This window comes from Undibacterium sp. Ji83W, assembly GCF_049340385.1.
Lineage (GTDB): Bacteria > Pseudomonadota > Gammaproteobacteria > Burkholderiales > Burkholderiaceae_D > Undibacterium.
In genome coordinates, this window is record NZ_JBMPOZ010000002.1 from 452,623 (window position 1) to 471,533 (window position 18,911).

The 18,911-nt window shown below is 47.5% G+C and carries 16 protein-coding genes; 8 read left to right on the forward strand and 8 right to left on the reverse strand.

Annotation, left to right across the window (positions count from 1 at the left end; genetic code table 11):
* Positions 1–27 precede the first annotated feature (27 nt).
* A complete protein-coding gene (locus ACO0LD_RS06165) occupies positions 28–2,079 on the forward strand; it encodes a M13 family metallopeptidase (protein ID WP_423004797.1) in 2,052 nt (683 codons plus the stop codon).
* Positions 2,080–2,166: 87 nt separating this feature from the next.
* Here the strand turns inward: ACO0LD_RS06165 and ACO0LD_RS06170 are convergent, their stop codons facing one another.
* Positions 2,167–4,161: an ATP-dependent DNA helicase gene (locus ACO0LD_RS06170; protein ID WP_423005043.1), complete on the reverse strand. Its 1,995-nt coding sequence runs from the start codon at positions 4,159–4,161 to the stop codon at positions 2,167–2,169.
* Positions 4,162–4,205: 44 nt separating this feature from the next.
* Positions 4,206–4,406 carry a YdcH family protein gene (locus ACO0LD_RS06175; RefSeq protein WP_162041241.1) on the reverse strand — a complete coding sequence of 67 codons (201 nt, stop codon included), beginning with the start codon at positions 4,404–4,406 and terminating at the stop codon, positions 4,206–4,208.
* Between the two features lie 84 nt (positions 4,407–4,490).
* Between ACO0LD_RS06175 and ACO0LD_RS06180 the strand changes: the two genes are divergently transcribed.
* Complete coding sequence (locus ACO0LD_RS06180) at positions 4,491–5,291, forward strand: PP2C family protein-serine/threonine phosphatase (protein WP_423004799.1); 801 nt, start codon at positions 4,491–4,493, stop codon at positions 5,289–5,291.
* 52 nt (positions 5,292–5,343) lie between these two features.
* On the opposite strand, the gene ACO0LD_RS06185 is transcribed toward ACO0LD_RS06180, so the two are convergent.
* The 3 genes from ACO0LD_RS06185 to ACO0LD_RS06195 all read right to left on the reverse strand — a co-directional run bounded on the left by ACO0LD_RS06185 (position 5,344) and on the right by ACO0LD_RS06195 (position 9,161).
* On the reverse strand, positions 5,344–5,991 hold the full coding sequence (locus ACO0LD_RS06185; RefSeq protein WP_423004801.1) for a glutathione S-transferase: 648 nt from the start codon (positions 5,989–5,991) through the stop codon (positions 5,344–5,346).
* A 92-nt stretch (positions 5,992–6,083) separates the two neighbouring features.
* Positions 6,084–7,868, reverse strand: a complete 1,785-nt coding sequence (locus tag ACO0LD_RS06190; protein WP_423004803.1) for a type IV pilus assembly protein FimV — start codon at positions 7,866–7,868, stop codon at positions 6,084–6,086.
* Between the two features lie 534 nt (positions 7,869–8,402).
* Entirely contained in the window at positions 8,403–9,161 is a 759-nt protein-coding gene (locus tag ACO0LD_RS06195; RefSeq protein ID WP_423004805.1) for an RNA methyltransferase, read from the reverse strand.
* A 207-nt stretch (positions 9,162–9,368) separates the two neighbouring features.
* On the opposite strand from ACO0LD_RS06195, the gene ACO0LD_RS06200 reads away from it, so the two are divergent.
* The 3 genes from ACO0LD_RS06200 (at position 9,369) to mutS (ending at position 14,468) form a co-directional block, all read left to right on the forward strand.
* Positions 9,369–10,160: an inositol monophosphatase family protein gene (locus tag ACO0LD_RS06200; protein WP_422950012.1), complete on the forward strand. Its 792-nt coding sequence runs from the start codon at positions 9,369–9,371 to the stop codon at positions 10,158–10,160.
* An 89-nt stretch (positions 10,161–10,249) separates the two neighbouring features.
* Positions 10,250–11,620 (forward strand): DEAD/DEAH box helicase, encoded by a 1,371-nt coding sequence (locus ACO0LD_RS06205; RefSeq protein ID WP_423004807.1) that lies wholly within the window; start codon positions 10,250–10,252, stop codon positions 11,618–11,620.
* Positions 11,621–11,837: 217 nt separating this feature from the next.
* The gene (gene mutS / locus ACO0LD_RS06210) at positions 11,838–14,468 is read left to right on the forward strand and encodes a DNA mismatch repair protein MutS (RefSeq protein ID WP_423004809.1); all 2,631 of its coding nucleotides are present in this window, start codon (positions 11,838–11,840) and stop codon (positions 14,466–14,468) included.
* A gap of 78 nt (positions 14,469–14,546) precedes the next feature.
* Here mutS and ACO0LD_RS06215 read toward each other — a convergent pair whose 3' ends face one another.
* The gene (locus tag ACO0LD_RS06215) at positions 14,547–15,104 is read right to left on the reverse strand and encodes an FKBP-type peptidyl-prolyl cis-trans isomerase (protein WP_423004811.1); all 558 of its coding nucleotides are present in this window, start codon (positions 15,102–15,104) and stop codon (positions 14,547–14,549) included.
* Positions 15,105–15,182: 78 nt separating this feature from the next.
* Between ACO0LD_RS06215 and ACO0LD_RS06220 the strand changes: the two genes are divergently transcribed.
* A complete protein-coding gene (locus ACO0LD_RS06220; RefSeq protein ID WP_423004813.1) occupies positions 15,183–16,316 on the forward strand; it encodes a JmjC domain-containing protein in 1,134 nt (377 codons plus the stop codon).
* Between the two features lie 323 nt (positions 16,317–16,639).
* On the forward strand, positions 16,640–16,897 hold the full coding sequence (locus ACO0LD_RS06225) for a hypothetical protein (RefSeq protein ID WP_423004815.1): 258 nt from the start codon (positions 16,640–16,642) through the stop codon (positions 16,895–16,897).
* Positions 16,898–17,054: 157 nt separating this feature from the next.
* Here ACO0LD_RS06225 and ACO0LD_RS06230 read toward each other — a convergent pair whose 3' ends face one another.
* Both ACO0LD_RS06230 and ACO0LD_RS06235 read right to left on the reverse strand, forming a co-directional pair.
* Positions 17,055–17,402 carry a c-type cytochrome gene (locus tag ACO0LD_RS06230; protein WP_423004817.1) on the reverse strand — a complete coding sequence of 116 codons (348 nt, stop codon included), beginning with the start codon at positions 17,400–17,402 and terminating at the stop codon, positions 17,055–17,057.
* Positions 17,403–17,417: 15 nt separating this feature from the next.
* The gene (locus ACO0LD_RS06235) at positions 17,418–17,741 is read right to left on the reverse strand and encodes a c-type cytochrome (RefSeq protein WP_423004819.1); all 324 of its coding nucleotides are present in this window, start codon (positions 17,739–17,741) and stop codon (positions 17,418–17,420) included.
* A 271-nt stretch (positions 17,742–18,012) separates the two neighbouring features.
* Here ACO0LD_RS06235 and ACO0LD_RS06240 point away from each other — a divergent pair, with 271 nt between their 5' ends.
* Positions 18,013–18,876 carry an AAA family ATPase gene (locus ACO0LD_RS06240; RefSeq protein ID WP_423004821.1) on the forward strand — a complete coding sequence of 288 codons (864 nt, stop codon included), beginning with the start codon at positions 18,013–18,015 and terminating at the stop codon, positions 18,874–18,876.
* Positions 18,877–18,911 lie beyond the last annotated feature (35 nt).

Sequence of the window (18,911 nt, forward strand, 5' to 3'; positions counted from 1 at the left end):
ACAACATAACTTGCTCTCCGACTTCAAGTGAAATTTAAAATCCATAAAACCTTTGCCCTGATAGTCACAAGCATAGGTATTAGCAGCCTTGCCTATGCGGCTGATTCCATTCAAACAGCATCGGTACAGTCGGGAATTGTCCTTGCTAACAATGATTTTTCGGTACGACCACAAGATGATTTTTTTCGTTACGTAAATGGAATATGGTTAAAAAATACAGACATTCCAATCGGTAAATCATCTGTCAGTGCCTACAGTGATTTAAATGAAGCCACATTTCCGGCTCTGCAATCGATCATTGAAGAGCTACTCAAATCAAAAAACAAAACAGATGCTGAGCGAAGAAAAATGATAGATCTGTATTCTGCTTTCATGGATACAGCTCAAATTGAAGCTACGGGAAACAAACCCTTGCAAGGTGAGTTTCTTAAAGTGGATGCTATGACTGATAAAAGCCAAATTCCGACATTGATTGCCTGGTTAAACAAAGCTCAGATAAGTGCGCCTTATGAATTCCAGATTCATTTAGACAGCAAGGACACAAGTAAATATGTAGTGGACTTAGGTCAATTTGGCTTGGGCTTGCCTGATCGTGATTATTACCTAAGACACGACGATGTAAAACTGCAAACCATACAAAAAAAATACGTACAGCATATTGAAAAAATGCTGACATTCGGCGGCGACAAGGAAGCGACAAAACATGCTAACGCCATCATGGCTTTAGAGACGGAGCTCGCTAAAATCCAATGGAGCAGGGTTGAAATGCGCAACCCCATCAAAGCCTATAACAGGGTCGAAATCCATCAATTGCATCAGCTGATGCCTGGATATAACTGGAATGTCTATTTTAAAAATCTGGGCGTCATAGACAAAATCGACTATGTCATTGTTAGCCAACCAAGTTACTTTGCCGCTCTGGATAAATTATTACAAAACACTTCTCTGGACGATTGGAAAACCTATTTCAAATGGCACATCCTTCGCTCTGCCGCAACTACATTACCGAAAGATATCAGTGATGAATACTTCACATTTAACTCCACCACATTGCGCGGCATAACTACGGAGGAGGCACGTTGGAAGCGAGGCACACGTCTGATTAATTTCGGCATGGGTGAAAGTCTAGGGAAAATGTATGTTGCCAAATATTTTTCTGTAGAAAATAAAACAAAAATAGAAAAAATAGTTGGCAATTTGCTGCTTGCATACAAGCAGAGTGTCACGACGCTCGATTGGATGGACGTTAAAACAAAAAAGGAAGCCCTGGCAAAACTGGACACCATCATGCCCAAAATAGCTTATCCAGAAAAATGGCGTGATTATTCCGGATTAGTTATAAAGAAAGGAGACCCACTTGGAAACCTGCGCAACATCCGTAATTTCGACTCACAATTTAATCTGAATAAATTGGGCTCATCAATTAACCGCGATGAATGGGGAATCACTCCGCAAACAGCAAATGCCTACTATAATCCAGAATTAAATGAGATCGTTGTTCCGGCAGCCATGTTGCACCAGCCATACTTTACTCCCGGCGTAGATGATGCTGTCAATTATGGTGCTATAGGTGCAATCATTGGGCGTCAGATCAGCTATGGCCTGGACGAGCAAGGCTCACAATACGACGCATCAGGAAAATTACGCGACTGGTGGACCAAGGAAACCCGTGACAAATTCGCGCTAAAAGCCCGTCCTCTTATTAAACAATATAACTCTTTCAGTCCAATCCCTGGTTACTGGGTTGATGGGGAATTGACTTTTAATGAGAATATTGCGGACAACGCAGGCCTGACTATCGCCTACAAAGCATACAAAATATCGCTCGCCGACCAAACCGCACCAACTATCGATGGCTTGACTGGCGATCAGCGTTTCTTCATGGGTTACGCCCAGGTTTGGCGTAGCAAAGTCTTGAAAAATTTAATGATCACGCAATTAAAGAGCGATTTCAGGGCACCAGCAGAAATACGTGCAAATGGCAGCTTGCGTAATATTTCCAGTTTTTATGATGCTTATCAAATCAAAGAAGGAGACCAGATGTATCTGGCTCCAACGGAGCGCGTCAGTATCTGGTGACGTCTGACCATTAAATGACGCAGATCAAATAAGACGGCAGAACGACGAACTGCCGTTTATTTAAAAAAACAACTTAAAACACTACCTCTAAGCAACAGGAGTCTGGATTTTCTTGAAAAAAGCCTGCACATCTGCCAGCTCCCTGGTGCGCGCGAAACTAGGTAAACTTTGCCAGATGCGCTTGCCATAGGGTTTTGAAATGAGCCGTGGGTCACAGATCATCAAGACCCCTTTGTCGCCTTCATCCCGGATCAGGCGACCGGCACCCTGCTTCAAATTGATGATGGCTTCAGGTAATTGATGATGAACAAAGCCGTTCAAGCCTTTTTTTTCCATCGCTGCGATGCGGGCGGACAATACCGGGTCATCGGGAGGAGCAAAAGGCAGTTTATCAATAATCACCAGTGATAAGGCATCGCCGCGCACATCTACTCCCTCCCAGAAACTTTGACTGCCGATGAGCACGCCATTGCCTGCTGCACGAAAGCGATCCAATAACTCTGTTCTGCCTGCGTCACCATGAACAAATAAAGGGAAGTTCAGGCCGCGCTTCTGGAATTCATCGCGCAAGCGTTCGGCGCTATGTTTCACTGCTTTTAAAGTCGTACACAGCAAAAATGTCTTGCCACCGGCCGCTTCTATGACTGGCAAAGCAGCGTCAATGACCGCATCCATGTATTCATAGGAGTTGGGCTGTGGCATGCCATTTGGCACATACAGGAAACCCTGCTCCTGATAGTTAAAAGGACTGGGCCAGGTACGTGCCGGTTGATCCCACAAGCCCATTTGCGAGACATAATGACTAAAGTCATTTTTTACCGCCATCGTGGCGGAAGTGAAAATCCAGGTACGTGGCACGCCTTCGCGTTGTTTGTTAAAAATAGGAGCTATCGACAAAGGCGTGCGATGCAATTGCAGAGAGGTGGAAAACGCCTCTACCCACAACACATAGTCGCCAGATTTACCATCGTCGGTGGCATTCCATTTTTCATATTGCTCAGCCAGCAAAATCGAGCGTGCCCGGCATTGCTCCAAAGTCTCTGCGCGTTCTGCCTGTTTCTCCAACACTGCAATCATGTCGTCCATACTGGATTTCAAGGTCTCCAGCGCCTCAAAGAAGGGGCTGGAAGGCGCGATCTGATCTATAGAGTAGCGCACTATGTCTTGCGGAAAGGCCAGCCGCAAATCACGGGCTGCCCGCTCAACTGGTGCCACCAGCTTGGCCCACTCTGCCCCATCACGCGCGTGCGACAAACCTTCGGCCAGTACATCGCGGCAAAGCTCAAGCACCTGTGAGGTCGATACCGTCTCACCAAAAAACAGGGTGGCTGTTTCTGGTAATTGATGGGCTTCATCGAAAATGACCGTATTTGCTGAAGGCAAAAGTTCAGCAATACCAGTATCTTTTAGAGCCACATCTGCAAAAAACAAATGGTGGTTCACCACGACCACGTCTGCCTGCTGTGCTTCCTTGCGCGCTTTCATGACAAAGCAGTCTTGGTAATACTGGCACTCGGACCCCATGCAGGTATCCTTGGTTGACGTCACCAGACCCCAGACCGAGGCATTTTCTGGCACGCGTGCCAGTTCTGCCTTGTCACCAGTCATTGTGGTTTTAATGAAACGGCTGATATCACGCAAATAACCAACATCTTCACGCGAGCTCAGACGTCCATTTTGTATGGTTCTTTCCAGATGATAATGGCAAAGATAGTTTGCCCTGCCCTTGAGCAAGGCAATCGATACCGGTGCCTTTAATACTTTGCGTATGGTAGGTATATCGCGCAAAAACAGTTGATCCTGGAGATTCTTAGTCCCTGTAGAGACAATAACCTTGCCGCCCCATAGCAATGCTGGTGTGAGGTATGCATAGGTTTTGCCGGTGCCAGTGCCCGCCTCTGCCAGCAAGGTTTTTTGCCCGGCAATGGCATCGGCAATGGCTTTTGCCATTTCTGTCTGCGCCTGCCGCGGGCGATAACCATTAATGGACGCACTTAATGGTCCAGTCAAGCCAAAAATATGTTCTACTTCTGTATCGTGAATGCCGTTTGCATTCGGTGTGGCAAGTGGTTCAGTCAAAATGAGGCAATCAGAAACTAACTATAAAGCTAAGGAAAAGTGGATAATCATGCAGGGACATCAGGTGTCAATTGCATTCTTAGTAATGTAATATGATCTTTCAACTGCAATTTGCGCTTTTTTAGGCGTCGCAGTTGTAATTCATCATGAGAGGGATCTTTAATCAGGGTCTCGATTACCACATCCAGGTCTCTATGTTCAACCTCGAGCTCGATAATGCGTTGTTGTATTTGTTCAGGGTGGCTCATAGTCTTCTGGTTGCAGTAAAATAAAGTTTAATTAAGGAAAGACCATTTTTGGGTTTATCCCGTTAGTTTAATCTACCAAGACGTATGAGCCAATATAAGATCGAAGCTGGAACCGGACAACATATCGGCGACAGGCAGGAACAACAAGACCGCACAGCACTTTTTGCGGCACCACATGCACCAGGTTATGTTATGGCCGTGGTGGCCGATGGCATGGGTGGCAAGAGCGGTGGCGCACTTGCTGCTGAGCAAGTCGTGCGTACAGCAAAACAATTATTTGATGAATTTTACCCAGGAAATAATGTTCGCAGCCTTTTGGAAAATATCGTCAACGAGGCGCATACCGTCATTAAATTGTCCGGTGTTTCATCTGAGAAAGAACCACATAGTACAGTAGTGGCATTAGTCATTACCCCACAACAAGAAGCTATCTGGGCATACGTTGGCGATTCTCGCCTGTACCGCTTTGATGGCCCCAACTACGCTGAAAAAACCAAGGATCACTCTTACGTAGAGAAATTGGTAGATGAAGGCAAAATTACTGCTGAAGAAGCCAAAACTCACAGACTGTCGAACATTCTGGTTAACGTCCTAGGTTCAAGCACAGCAACACCTTATATTACCTTTGGCGAGCATGCACCTTTGAAGGCACATGACAGTTTTTTGTTGTGCTCCGATGGTCTATGGCATTATTTTGAAAATCATGAATTATCAGCGGCAGTCGCGGCCAATAGCCCACGTCAGGCTTCAGAATTTTTAATCAGGAAAGCCAGGGACAGGGCAAGTGGTCGCGGCGATAATTGCACCTTTGCGATAGTTAAACTGGTAGAACCGCCAGCACAGGCTAAAACTTATACCGTACAAAAAATGCGCAGGGCAGTATAAATTCAACCAGACGGCGCTACAATAAACTCTGTAGCGCCATCGGCTTAATTCTTTACTTAGCTCGATTCGCCATCAACTCCTGATTTGCCTTGCGGTCTGCATTGACTTTTTGCATGGTTGGCCGCTCTGAAATTTGTTTCACATATTCACGCGTAGGCAACTCAGCCAAAAAATCCCTGCCATAAATGATCTTGGTTGCCATCGACACCAAGGGGAAATGCACGACAGCAGCGCAATCTGCCAGCGTGAATTCTTTGCCACCGACAAAGGGATCAAACTTTGCCAGAGTCGCAAATGCAGGAATATTGCGATTCAGTAGTTTCTCTATTTTGGCTTTCACTTCATCTGTAACCTTGCCACCGAAAAAGGCTTCTGCATATAACTCACGCGCAGGCAATTCCAGATGTAGTTCAATAAAGGTAATCAACTCACGCAGTTTTGCAGCGGCAAACGGGTCTGCAGGCATCAAGGGATGTTCAGGAAAACGACTCTCCAGATATTCAACAATCACTTGAGATTCACAGAGTGAACCATGCTCGGTTTCTATATAGGGAATTTTACCCAAAGGTGAATGTTGCAATAATTCAGGTGACTTCCCAGTCCAGACTAATTGCTCTTCAAAGGGGATCGCCTTTTCCAAAAGAGCCAATTTAACTTTATTATAATAATTACTGAGGGCAAAACCGCAAAGCTTGATCATATGTCTCCATCCTTTTTTATTGATACAGCAAAAGCTTACACTCAAATCAATAAAATTGGCTGTCTGCACATCGGCAAACTCAGATTTTTTGCTTATTCTTTTTCTTTGGGAAAATCGATCATCTCAAAATCGATCACATTCGAGTCTGGCTCCGCTTCTTTTTCCGAGTCAGCAATTTCATCCGGCGGTAAACCTGGCACATTTGCCCAGGCACGATTTCTTTCTGCGGCACCAAAAGAGCCCAGTTTCTCAAGCTCATTCGCAACTGAGATCAATAACAGGATGTCGCGGTAAACAGGTAATTCAAAACCCATACGCTTACCATCCCTGTCGTCTACCAGAAGACTCTCAAGGAAAGGCAACATATCGTTCGAATTCCACATATTGCAAATGCGGTTCATCAAATGTTCAAAATCATCCAGGTGCCTGCTGGGCAAGGTCGCCGGGTCGACTTCGAACTCAGGAACATTCGCATTAAAAAATACGATGAACCTGTCTCTTAATGTATCGTATTTTTCTTTGTTGGAAGTGACTCTATACAGGTCAATCAGATACAACCACGGTACTGGCGATTCAGGTTGTTCGACATCAGCCAGTGGCTCAAGAATTTCAATGGCCCTTTGTGGATCGTTGACAGAAATCCAGAATTCAGCCTCCTGCGTCACGTCAGAAATTTCTTCCACCTTGACCGATTGCCCTTTGGTGGAAAAGAAATTAAAGGTACTACTATTACTATCTTCCAGCGTCGGAACATAAGCCTTGCTAAATATAGAAGGCGTCTCCAGTTTGCCGAGATTAGTTTCTCCATTGGTTTTTCTCGACGGTGCTACCACCGGGCGACTGGAGCCAGGTTCATCTTCATCATCATGCACCTGATACAAAGAACTGGTTGTCGTTGGTCCATAAGAAGCCTGTATGCTATCGACAATTTCTTCTATATTCTTTTTAGGTTCAGGCTCAGAAGCAGGCTCTTTTTGCTGCCACCAACTAGCGTGTAGCCTTTTACGGATACGGCTAACGTAGAGCAAGAGTAAGGCTATGATGGCCAGGCCGGCGGCAATAAATACGCTCAGCCCCACTACCCAGTTATGTGAAAAACTGTTTTCGCGGGCTTCTTCCAATGCGGCCTTGTCTAACTGGCTCTGGCGCTTGAGTTGTTGAGCTTCTTGCTGCAGACTCAGAATTTTTTGCTGTTCATTCTTAAGCTTATCAACAGTAAGCTGCCCGGGTTTCTCATCGCGCAACATCGCAGCAAGTTGCGCCTGTGCGGCACGCAATTCTTCTATATTGGATTGCGGGGTGCCAGTAGATAAACGATCACTCAGACGCAAGCCTTGCGTAAAAATAGGCAAATCATCGGACAGTTTCAGAGTATCGCGGGGTTGACCAATTTGCTTGTCAGCGTTAACTTTATCCCCGCCTGGTTTGGATGACTTTTTTTTTGTTGCCGTCGCATTAGCAGGTGCACCAACAATTTCTGTCAATTCAGCAGCGGGTTTCTCTTTCCTGATACGAGGCTTGATTTGCACCTGAGGCAACTGCTCGCCTGTCGCGAGCTCCTTGCTATCATTTATAACAGGTGCAGACTTTGTTGTGACCCTGGCCGGATTGCTTGCAGGTGGTGTCAAAACAGGCGCAGACAATGGAGGATCCAGCAAGATCAGAAATTCCCTGTGCAACTGAATTTCGCAACCCATGTTCACCACTATCTTGACTGCTGGCTCAAGTACTGTGCTTCTGGTTACCAGCGTCAGGTAACGTGCACTCCCCTTTTGAACCAGCGTGACACTCACTGGTGCCAAAGCATAGCCGTCCGGACTTTCTATTTTGGCCTTGAAGCATGATTGATCAATTTCTGCTGCGTCATTCCCCGTCAATTCCAACTGAGCTCGTAATTGCTGTCCCAATGCGGATTGGACAGTTAAATTACTAAATCCCAAAGCATAAGCATTCCCTGTTGCTCCAGATGCCAAAGCACCCAGGCAAAGCAGGTATAGCGTAGATCGGCGGAATGGAACAAAAATAATAATGACCTCAGAAAGAAAGTGTTTACTTCAGAAAATCAATTGTTATTCCTGAATGTATATTAACTGCAATCTTACTGGCTTTATAACAATCCTTGAAGGCGTTACCAAATGTAAAACGCAAACAATGGTGAGAATGTTTGTTGATTTCAACATATTTATCAATTGCAACAACATTCGTACACTGCCGCTTCATTCAGTATAGAGGTAATTCTTAATGTGTTTTCGATACATTTGGAGGAAAACTACACATTAATGTCACGAATAAACCTAGGCTACCCATGTCCGCTGATTTGCTAAAAAGACACAAAATATTAATTTAGCTATTTCTGTGTCTCTTTCTTATTCCTTATTAAAACAGGAAATTTATTATTTTTCAGGCACCGTCTATTTTTTGCTGACATCCAGTATTTTTCTTGCAATACCTCGCAGGATATTCACTTCCTCCACCTCCAACTGCGTGCGAGATAACATGCGTTTCAGTCGAGGCATCAATTTTTTAGGGTTGTCGGGATGCAAAAATTCAATTGCGACAAGCGCCTGCTCCAGATGCTTGTACATACCATCGATTTCATCCACTGCCGCCAACTGCCCCTGGAAGCCGACATTCCCAGTCACTGTCACACCAGTATCAGTGGCCATGCGGCACTCGTAAGACAAAAGTTGTATGGCCTGCGCCAGATTCAGCGAAGAATAAGCGGGATTGGCAGGGATATTGATCAGGGCGTGGCAATTCATGACGATGTCATTTGGCAGGCCAAACCGCTCATTACCAAAAATCAGTGCAATTTTGGCGTGCTGGCTTTGTGCCATGGTTTCGGCAAATGCTCTCGGTGTGAGAATGGGCGGTGAAAATTCGCGCAATCTGGCACTGACGGCTGCCACATATTCGCATCCTTCCAAGGCTTCATCAATGTGATCCACGATGCGGGCACTGTCGAGTATGTCTTGCGCACCGCTGGCAAGGGCTATCGCTTCCGGGTTTTGCAAGGCATCTGCAAAACGCGGTTTTACCAGGATTAACTCACTAAAACCCATGGTTTTAATGGCCCTTGCGGCCGAGCCTATGTTGCCTGGATGACTGGTTTCAACCAGGATGAAGCGCAGGCGCTGAAAAAGAGATGTGTCAGTTTTGGGCAAGTTCATTTAAAATAGCGGTATCACGCGTTAATTTTTTATTCGGTTGTGCGTCTTGGTTATACGTATTGGTTGTGCATATTATCAACCACACGGATAGCAGCCGGACGAGAATTACGCACGCTCTTTATCATTTTTGTCTAGCATCGTAACGGCATCCTTTTCAGGAGATAGTCGTTTGCATGCTGTCATTTTATCGGAAACCTTATGCACCCAATGCTGAATACGGCAGTAAAAGCTGCTCGTCGTGGCGCGACTATTATCAATCGCGCATCTTTTGACCTTGATCGTGTCCAGGTCACAGAGAAACAATTCAATGATTTCGTGACCGAAGTCGATCACGCCGCTGAAGCGGCCATCATTGAAGTATTGACTTCTGCCTACCCTGACCATGCCATTCTGGCTGAAGAATCGGGTGCCTCCGCTAATTTGCATGACGAAAATGATAATGTCTGGATCATTGATCCACTGGATGGCACGACTAACTTCATCCACGGCTTTCCGCAGTATTGTGTTTCCATCGCCCTGCAACAACGCGGCGTGATTACACAGGCTGTCATTTACGACCCTACCCGCAACGAGATGTTCACGGCCAGCAAAGGCGCTGGTGCATTCCTGAACGACAAGCGTATCCGCGTTACCCGCTGCGACAAACTGGCTGATGCATTGATCGGTACAGGTTTCCCGTCCCGCGACCTGTCTGGCCTGGATGAATACCTGGCCATGTTCAAGGTCATGACCACGAAATGCCAGGGTCTGAGAAGACCAGGTTCTGCCGCGCTTGATCTGGCTTATGTAGCAACTGGCCGTCTTGATGGCTTCTTTGAAAAAGGCCTGGCACCTTGGGATATCGCTGCTGGCTCGCTCGTTATTACTGAAGCTGGTGGCATCGTCGGCAACTTCTCTGGTGACTCCGACTATTTGCATAAAGGTGACGTATTGGCAGGCACACCTAAAGTATTTGCCCAGATGGTCAATGCATTGCAACCGTTTTCTGCTAAAAAATAAATTCTCACGTCCCGTTTATTTAACCGGGACGCCCCTCTCTCTGGACTGATGCAAATCAGTCCGGTCATAAAGAAACACAGTAAAACCACATGGCATCATTCAACGAACTCGGCTTATCCGAGAACATTGTCCGCGCAGTAAGCGAACAAGGCTACACCTCTCCAACCCCGATACAGCTGCAAGCAATTCCTGCAGTGATCAAAGGCGGTGACCTGCTGGCAGGCGCGCAAACTGGCACTGGCAAAACAGCGGGCTTTACCCTGCCTATCTTGCAGCGTCTGTCTACGTCAGCCAATGCACCAAAAGACAAAACCAGCAGACGCCCTATCCGCGCCCTGGTACTGACACCAACCCGCGAACTGGCCGCCCAGGTAGAAGAAAGCGTCAATACCTACGGCAAATATGTGCCATTGAATTCTGGCGTGATTTTTGGTGGCGTAGGCATTAACCCGCAAATCAAACTGTTGAAGCAAGGTGTCGACATCCTGGTGGCAACACCTGGCCGCCTGCTGGACCATCATCAGCAAGGTACGATAGACCTGCGCAATATCGAAATCCTGGTATTGGATGAAGCTGACCGCATGCTGGACATGGGCTTTATCCATGACATCAAAAAAGTGCTGGCGATCTTGCCTGCCAAACGCCAGAATTTGCTGTTCTCGGCCACCTTCTCCGACGAAATCAAGACTCTGGCAGACCGCCTGCTTGATAATCCGGCGATGATAGAAGTTGCGCGCCGCAATTCCACCGTCGAAATCATTGCACAAAAAGTGCATCCGGTTGACCGTGACAAAAAACATCCACTGCTGGCCCACCTGATCAAGACCCATCAATGGTCACAAGTGCTGGTATTTACCCGCACCAAGCATGGTGCCAATAAACTGGTGGAACAGTTGATTAAAGATGGCATCGCTGCCATGGCCATCCACGGTAACAAAAGCCAGTCTGCACGTACCAAGGCCCTGGCGGAATTCAAGGACGCCAGCCTGACAGTATTGGTAGCAACCGACATCGCTGCACGCGGTATCGACATTGACCAGCTGCCACACGTCGTCAATTATGACTTACCGAATGTGCCAGAAGATTATGTTCACCGCATAGGCCGTACTGGTCGTGCTGGCGCTACTGGTGAAGCAGTTTCCCTGGTCTGCGTTGATGAATTCAAGTTGCTCGCTGACATAGAAAAACTCATCAAGCGTCAGATACCGCAAGAAATCATCGATGGCTTCATCCCCGACCCACATGCAAAGGCTGAACCTATACAATTGCGCAGCTTTGATCACCGAGGCGGCGGAGGTGGTGGCCGAGGCCAACGTCCTGCAGGTAATAGTCGCGGACAGCCCGCCCGCACACCAGGCAAGGCTGCTGCACCACAGGCAGCCAAACCTCGTCCGGCAGGCCCAAGACCAGCAGTAAAGCAGTCAGCTCCGCGCAGGTCTGGTAGCCGTGGTAACGGCTGATATCCTGATCGAGCCGGGTTAAAAGCACAAGGGGCCATTTTGGCCCTTTGTGCTTTATCCGAAGCCATTTTTTCTTACAGGCATCGGAAGCCATCAACCGTAGACCAGGGCAATCGTCTATGATATGGTGCGCACCAAATTTGATCTGACTGGGCATAAATTCCAGCGCATCAGCAAGCAAAAAACAAGAAAACAAAACGAATAAAATCAACGTGTTATGACCGCAAAAGAAACTCAACATACTCCCATGATGCAGCAATATCTGCGCATCAAAGCAGACTATCCGGAAACCCTGGTGTTCTATCGCATGGGCGATTTTTATGAGCTGTTTTTTGGCGATGCCGAAAAAGTCTCGCGCCTGCTGGGCATCACCCTGACTCAGCGTGGCAGTTCTGGTGGCGAACCGATCAAGATGGCGGGTGTGCCCTTTCATTCACTGGAACCCTATCTGGCCAAGTTGGTCAAGATAGGTGAATCAGCAGCCATTTGTGAGCAGATAGGTGACCCGGCGACCAGCAAGGGCCCGGTAGAACGCAAAGTCATGCGCGTAATTACTCCAGGCACATTAACTGACACCGATTTACTGCCAGAGAAATCTGACCGACCACTGCTGTCACTGTGCATGTTGCAACAAAGAAAAACCGTCAGCATAGGCCTGGCCTGGTTGTCGCTGGCCAGTGGTGCCTTGAAGTTGATGGAAATATCGACCGACGAAAAATCCCTGCCACAACGCCTGCAACAAGAACTGGAGCGCATCAGCCCTGCTGAGGTATTGCTGTCTGCTGGTACGCTTTTGCTCGATGAGCACTATGCCCAACTCCCAGGTAAATTCTCTGAACTGCCTGACTGGCACTTTGATGTCAAACAAGGGCAAAAAGCCTTGCAGGATCAGTTAGGCACTGCCTCATTGACGGGCTTTGGTGTGGAAAATCTGAATGCTGCCCTGGGTGCAGCTGGTGCCTTGTTACGCTATGCAGAAAGTACCCAAGGCCGTGGCCTGAAGCATGTCAACACCCTCAATGTCGAGAACGAGCATGAATTTATAGGGTTGGACACTGCCACACGTCGCAATCTGGAGTTAACAGAGACTTTGCGTGGACAAGAATCCCCTACCCTGTTTTCCTTGCTTGATCATTGCCGCACCGCCATGGGTTCACGCCTGCTGCGTCACTGGCTACATCATGCACGTCGCGACCAATCAGTCGCCAGAGCTCGCCATGACGCGATCAAGGCGCTGATACAGGCAGATTCCACCGATGGCCTGGCGACCACTTTAAAGGCCATTCCTGACATAGAACGCATCACTACGCGTATTGCTCTACAATCAGCGCGCCCACGTGATTTGTCTGCGCTGCGTGATGGCCTGCAAAACCTGCCTGGTCTGCGCAATTATGTCAGCCTGTGCATCGCTGATAATCAAACCAGCTTGCTGACCAAGGTCTTGTCTGATCTGGATACACCAACTGAATGCCTGGATTTGCTGGAACGCGGTTTGATGCTGCAACCAGCTACCATGGTGCGTGACGGCGGTGTGATTGCAACCGGCTTTGATGCCGAGCTCGATGAGTTGCGTGCATTGTCTGAAAATGCCGGTCAATTCCTGATAGATCTCGAAGTATCTGAACGTGAACGTACCGGCATTGCCAATCTGCGTGTTGAATACAATCGCGTGCATGGCTTTTATATTGAAGTCACGAATGGGCAAAGCGATAAAGTGCCGGACAATTATCGCCGCCGCCAGACCCTGAAAAATGCCGAGCGCTACATCACGCCAGAATTAAAGGCCTTTGAAGACAAAGCCTTGTCAGCACAGGAACGTGCGCTGGTGCGCGAAAAAATGCTGTATGAACGTCTGTTGCAAGAATTGCTGCCGCAAGTGCCTTCGTTGCAAAGAGTAGCGAATGCAATCGCTCAACTTGATACCCTGGTCGGCCTGGCCGAACATGCAACCAAGAATAGCTGGTGCGCGCCGCAATTGGTGGATGAACCTACCCTGCATATCCTCCAGGGCCGCCATCCTGTAGTCGAGAACCAGATAGAACGCTTCATCGCCAATGATTGCGACTTCTCTTCTGAACGTAAATTATTATTGATTACTGGCCCCAACATGGGCGGTAAATCGACTTTCATGCGCCAGGTAGCCCTGATCACCCTGCTGGCTTATGTTGGCAGTTATGTACCCGCTACCGAAGTGACGATAGGCCCGATAGACCGCATCTTCACGCGCATAGGCGCGGCGGATGACCTGGCTGGTGGCCGCTCCACCTTCATGGTGGAAATGACAGAATCAGCTGCCATCTTGAATGGCGCTACCGAACATTCCCTCGTATTGATGGATGAAGTGGGCCGCGGCACGTCCACATTTGATGGCCTGGCCCTGGCCTGGGCAATTGCCAAGCATCTCATACAGGTATCCAAAAGCTATACCCTGTTTGCCACGCATTATTTTGAACTGACGCAATTACCTGAAGTGCACCCGTCTGCAGAAAATGTGCATCTGTCTGCGGTTGAGCATAAGGAAAACATTGTCTTCCTGCATGCAGTACAGGCTGGCCCTGCATCACAAAGCTATGGCTTGCAGGTAGCACAACTGGCAGGCATACCTCAGGCAGTTATTCGCTCTGCGCGCAAACATCTGGCCGATCTGGAAGCGCAGTCACTGCAATCAACGCCGCAGTTTGACTTATTCTCTTCTTCGGCCGGTACTCCTGAAGTAGAAGTTGCGGAACCAGCACCCGTCAATACTGAACTGATGGATACGCTCGACACCATGGACCCTGACAGTATGACACCAAGGGAGGCACTGGCTGCCTTGTATGAACTGAAAAATCTGGCAAACAAAGCCTGATCAGGGGCGATTCCTCTCAAAAACAAGCCCTGAAAGGAAAAATACCGCTGAATAATTTCAGCGGCATTTTTTTAAAGCTTAGTGTAAAGGATGGCTGCGATATTCATCGCCCATACCTTCATCGTCCTCGTCATCCTCGTCATGTTGATGACCATGAGCGCCATGCACGTGACCATGAGCGACTTCTTCATCAGAGGCAGCACGTACATCCTCCACCGTCAGGCTAAAACGCAAGGCTATGCCTGCCAGGGGATGGTTGCCATCCAGCACGACTTTGTCGTCCGCAATGTCAGTGATCGTAAAGATATGGGCATTGTCATCGTCTTCCGCATCTTCTGCCTCTTCAGGCATACCCTCAAACTGCATGCCGACTTCCAGCGGAGATGGAAAACGCTCACGTGGTTCCACTTTCACCAAGGCTGCGTCATAGTCACCGAAAGCATCTTCAGGGTTCAGTTGGATAATGGTGCTGAACCCCTTTTCCTTGCCTTCCAGGGCTTCTTCTATCTTGGGAAACACATTGTCGTACCCGCCATGCAGGTAAACCATAGGCTCCTGACCTTCTTCTATCAGATTGTCTTGTGCGTCTTTCAAGGTATAGACTGCAGTAACAACTGAATTTTTGCCTATCTTCATAGCAATTCCTTAAAAATTTATTTGCCTTGCGATTATACCTGTCTAGTCGAGTCCTTTGCCTCAGCCTATAATGCGGGCATGAAAAAAAATACCACTCCCCTGCCCCTGCTGGGCGGCATTACAGCAGAACAATTTCTCACAGAATACTGGCACAAGAAGCCTTTGCTGATACGTCAGGCTATCCCCGACTTTCAGCCCCTGATTCCTAAAGCTGATCTGTTTGAGATGGCTGGCCGTGAGGATGTTGAATCCAGGCTCATCAGCTTTTTCAGCAAACACTGGGAAATGAAGTCGGGGCCGCAAGCCAGTCTGCCAGTCAAGGAAAAAAAAGACTGGACGCTGCTGGTACAAGGCGTTAATTTGCATGATGACAAGGCTGATGCCTTGCTCAGGCAATTCCGCTTCATACCTGACAGCAGGCTTGATGACCTGATGATCAGCTTTGCAGCAGATGGCGGCGGTGTTGGCCCCCATTTTGATTCTTATGATGTATTCTTGTTGCAGGCTCATGGCCAGCGCAAATGGCGCATAGGCGCTCAAAAAGACTTGACGCTGATTGATGGCATGCCTCTCAAGATTTTGCGCAACTTCAAGGCCGAACAAGAATTCATCCTGGAACCGGGTGACATGCTCTATCTGCCACCCAAATACGCGCATGATGGTGTCGCCGTGGGTGAATGCATGACCTATTCCATAGGTTTCCGGGCACCTTCCTATCAGGAGTTGGGCGAGTCTTTCCTGCACTTCATGTCAGACTCGATAGACTTGCCAGGTCGATACGCAGACCCAGACCTGAAAGTCAGTACCAAACCAGCCGAAATCAGCAATGAGATGCTGGAACAGGTTTCTGCAGAGATTGCCAAAATCCAGTTTACTGAAGATGATATATTAATATTCCTGGGTGAGCATCTGACCGAACCCAAGCCCAGTGTCTTTTTCACAGGACCAGAAAAACCACTGGCGCCCAAACGTTTTCATGAGACAGCGCTGAAAAATGGCCTGAAACTATCACGTAAATCGCTGATGTTATACAAAGGAAAACATGTATTCATCAACGGCGAATCATTTGCTGTTGGCAAAGAAGACAAGATTTGCCTGAGCAAATTGGCAAATCAAAGGGAATTGGATGGCGAGGATCTGGCACATATTTCCGCAGATGCGATAGAAACTTTTTGCCTTTGGTATGAAGATGGCTGGCTGGATCTACGCTGATGAATGCTGCGACGCATCATATTTTTCAAATATGAAAGGAAATTTTCTTCCTGCAAACAGGCTATTTTCATGAGAAACCTGAAATTTCCCAAGAAAAATAGCATGTTGCCTTGAAATAATGGCTGATTTGAGTGCAAAAATGCATCTATGCCTATTCCATTAATGGAAAAATCATTATAATTCCGGGTTAGGAAACTTTCGTAGGGGCCGAATGTCGTTTTGGCGAGAAGCTCGCGAATTAACCTATAGAGCGATAATTACCGGTAATTATTCATCGCAAAGTTTTGATCTTCTTTTTTGATCTATTTATTGAAAGTACAAACATGAAAAAATCACTCTTGCTCGTTTCCCTGTTGGCATTGACTCTGGCTGCTTGCGGCGAGAAAAAAGCTCCTGAAGCATCCGCTGCAGCATCCGCATCTGCAGCAGCTCCTGCACCAGCATCTACTCCAGTAGAAGCTCCAGCAGCAGCTCCAGCACCTGCAGCAGCATCTGACGCAGCAGCAGCATCTGGTGCAGCTCCTGCAGCATCTGCAGCAGCTTCCGCTCCAGCAGCAGCTTCCGCATCTGCTTCCAAGTAATTTTTAATTACTTAAGAAAAACCGACCTGAAGGTCGGTTTTTTTTCGCCTGGGGAAAACAAATACCTATTGCATGCACATACAAAAATCCCCAGGAAAAACAAAAGATGCAAAAAAAGCCACGATCATTCGTGGCTTTTTTTATCTTGCGCAAAAACTTATTTCTTCAATACCAACTCACTTGGCAAGCTATGCAAGTAGGCTGCGATATTCTGTATATCCTTGTTTGACAAGGCCTTGGCTTGGGTAGCCATGGTTGGATCGGAGCGACCATTCGCTGCATCGCCGCCGCGCTGATAAGCACGCAAGGCTTGCGCTATATAATCTGCATGCTGACCAGCAAGCTTAGGATATGCTGGCTCTTTCGGAGAAGTATAATTATCGCCATGGCAAGATGCGCAATTGAATTTTGCTGCCGCTTCCTTACCTGCCTGAATATCACCACCAGCATATGCAGCGAAAGACAGGGTAGACAACAAAGTTGCCATCAACAGAGTTTTCTTCATGATCCTATCCTATTCTTATTTTTGTTGAGAGTAATACGCTGCCAGATCTGCAATATCCTGATCGGACAAGCTACCGGCAATACCGCGCATGGACGGATGCTTGCGGTCACCTTTTTGATAAGCTTTCAAAGCCTTCTCTATATATTTTTCTGATTGACCACCAATCATAGGCACCTGATACACCTCAGGGAAACTCGCTTTGTAGCCAGGAATGCCATGGCAACCGATACACATTGCGATTTTTTTATCTGCGGCATCTTTAGGATTGCCAACCGGATCTGCTGCAGTAGCAGCCTGAGCGAGACTCGCCATAGCGAGGAATGCAAACAATTTTTTCATATTAGCGATTATTAATTAGCAGGCAGATCAATAAATACAGTGTTTTGACATAACTCAGTATTTTAGCTGATTACCAGCAAATTTGCGTAAAAAACCTGGGGCTGGCCCCTCTCTACGGGGCAAAAAAGCTGCACCTATGCAATTTCAAATGAAAAATTTATTGTCTTTCCATGCCGCCGACACAGAAAAAAGAACAGCCGTTCACAAGAGGGCAACTTCTCGCTTATACTCTTTACATCTTCAAGTAACCCAATATGTCGAGTTTAAATCCATGACACAAGCTCCAACTACTTTACGCTTTGACGGTGCCGACAATTACGTCGCCACTGATGATTTGAAACTGGCAGTCAATGCCGCCCTGAGTCTGCAGCGCCCTCTATTGATCAAAGGCGAGCCGGGCACAGGTAAAACCATGCTGGCGGAAGAAGTCGCCGCTGCCCTGAATATGCCCTTGATGCAATGGCACATCAAATCCACTACCAAGGCGCAGCAAGGTTTGTATGAATATGACGCGGTATCGCGCCTGCGTGATTCCCAACTCGGTGACGAGCGCGTCAAAGATATCCACAACTACATCATCAGAGGGGTATTGTGGCAAGCCTTTACTGCCGATGAACCTGTCGTTTTGCTTATTGATGAAATCGATAAAGCGGATATAGAATTCCCGAATGACTTGCTGCGCGAACTTGACCGCATGGAGTTTTATGTCTACGAAACCCGCGAAATGGTACGCGCCAAACACCGCCCGCTGGTAATCATCACCTCCAATAACGAAAAAGAATTGCCCGATGCCTTCTTGCGTCGCTGCTTCTTCCATTACATCAAATTCCCTGACAAGGAAACGATGCAAAAGATCGTTGACGTGCATTTCCCAAAATTGAAATCCGATTTGCTGGCACAGGCACTACAAACTTTTTATGAGATTCGCGACGTTGCCGGTCTCAAGAAAAAACCTTCAACTTCAGAATTCATAGACTGGCTGAAACTTTTGCTGGCAGAAGATATTCCGGTAGAAGCCATGCGCAGCAAGGACAATAAGGCAATTGTCCCTCCCCTGCATGGTGCATTGCTGAAAAATGAGCAGGATGTGCATTTGTTTGAGCGACTGGTGTATATGTCGCGCACCAACCGCTAATTAAACGCTGTAACAAAAATGGCGCTGCAGTGCAG

Excerpts from the sequence above, each read along its gene's own strand:
- ACO0LD_RS06200 (WP_422950012.1), top strand. The coding sequence starts at position 9,369 with ATGCTGAATACGGCAGTAAAAGCTGCTCGTCGTGGCGCGACTATTATC.
- ACO0LD_RS06215 (WP_423004811.1), bottom strand. The coding sequence starts at position 15,104 with ATGAAGATAGGCAAAAATTCAGTTGTTACTGCAGTCTATACCTTGAAA.
- ACO0LD_RS06230 (WP_423004817.1), bottom strand. The coding sequence starts at position 17,402 with ATGAAGAAAACTCTGTTGATGGCAACTTTGTTGTCTACCCTGTCTTTC.
- ACO0LD_RS06235 (WP_423004819.1), bottom strand. The coding sequence starts at position 17,741 with ATGAAAAAATTGTTTGCATTCCTCGCTATGGCGAGTCTCGCTCAGGCT.
- ACO0LD_RS06195 (WP_423004805.1), bottom strand. The coding sequence starts at position 9,161 with ATGAACTTGCCCAAAACTGACACATCTCTTTTTCAGCGCCTGCGCTTC.
- ACO0LD_RS06185 (WP_423004801.1), bottom strand. The coding sequence starts at position 5,991 with ATGATCAAGCTTTGCGGTTTTGCCCTCAGTAATTATTATAATAAAGTT.
- ACO0LD_RS06205 (WP_423004807.1), top strand. The coding sequence starts at position 10,250 with ATGGCATCATTCAACGAACTCGGCTTATCCGAGAACATTGTCCGCGCA.
- ACO0LD_RS06180 (WP_423004799.1), top strand. The coding sequence starts at position 4,491 with ATGAGCCAATATAAGATCGAAGCTGGAACCGGACAACATATCGGCGAC.
- mutS (WP_423004809.1), top strand. The coding sequence starts at position 11,838 with ATGACCGCAAAAGAAACTCAACATACTCCCATGATGCAGCAATATCTG.
- ACO0LD_RS06225 (WP_423004815.1), top strand. The coding sequence starts at position 16,640 with ATGAAAAAATCACTCTTGCTCGTTTCCCTGTTGGCATTGACTCTGGCT.
- ACO0LD_RS06175 (WP_162041241.1), bottom strand. The coding sequence starts at position 4,406 with ATGAGCCACCCTGAACAAATACAACAACGCATTATCGAGCTCGAGGTT.
- ACO0LD_RS06240 (WP_423004821.1), top strand. The coding sequence starts at position 18,013 with ATGACACAAGCTCCAACTACTTTACGCTTTGACGGTGCCGACAATTAC.
- ACO0LD_RS06220 (WP_423004813.1), top strand. The coding sequence starts at position 15,183 with ATGAAAAAAAATACCACTCCCCTGCCCCTGCTGGGCGGCATTACAGCA.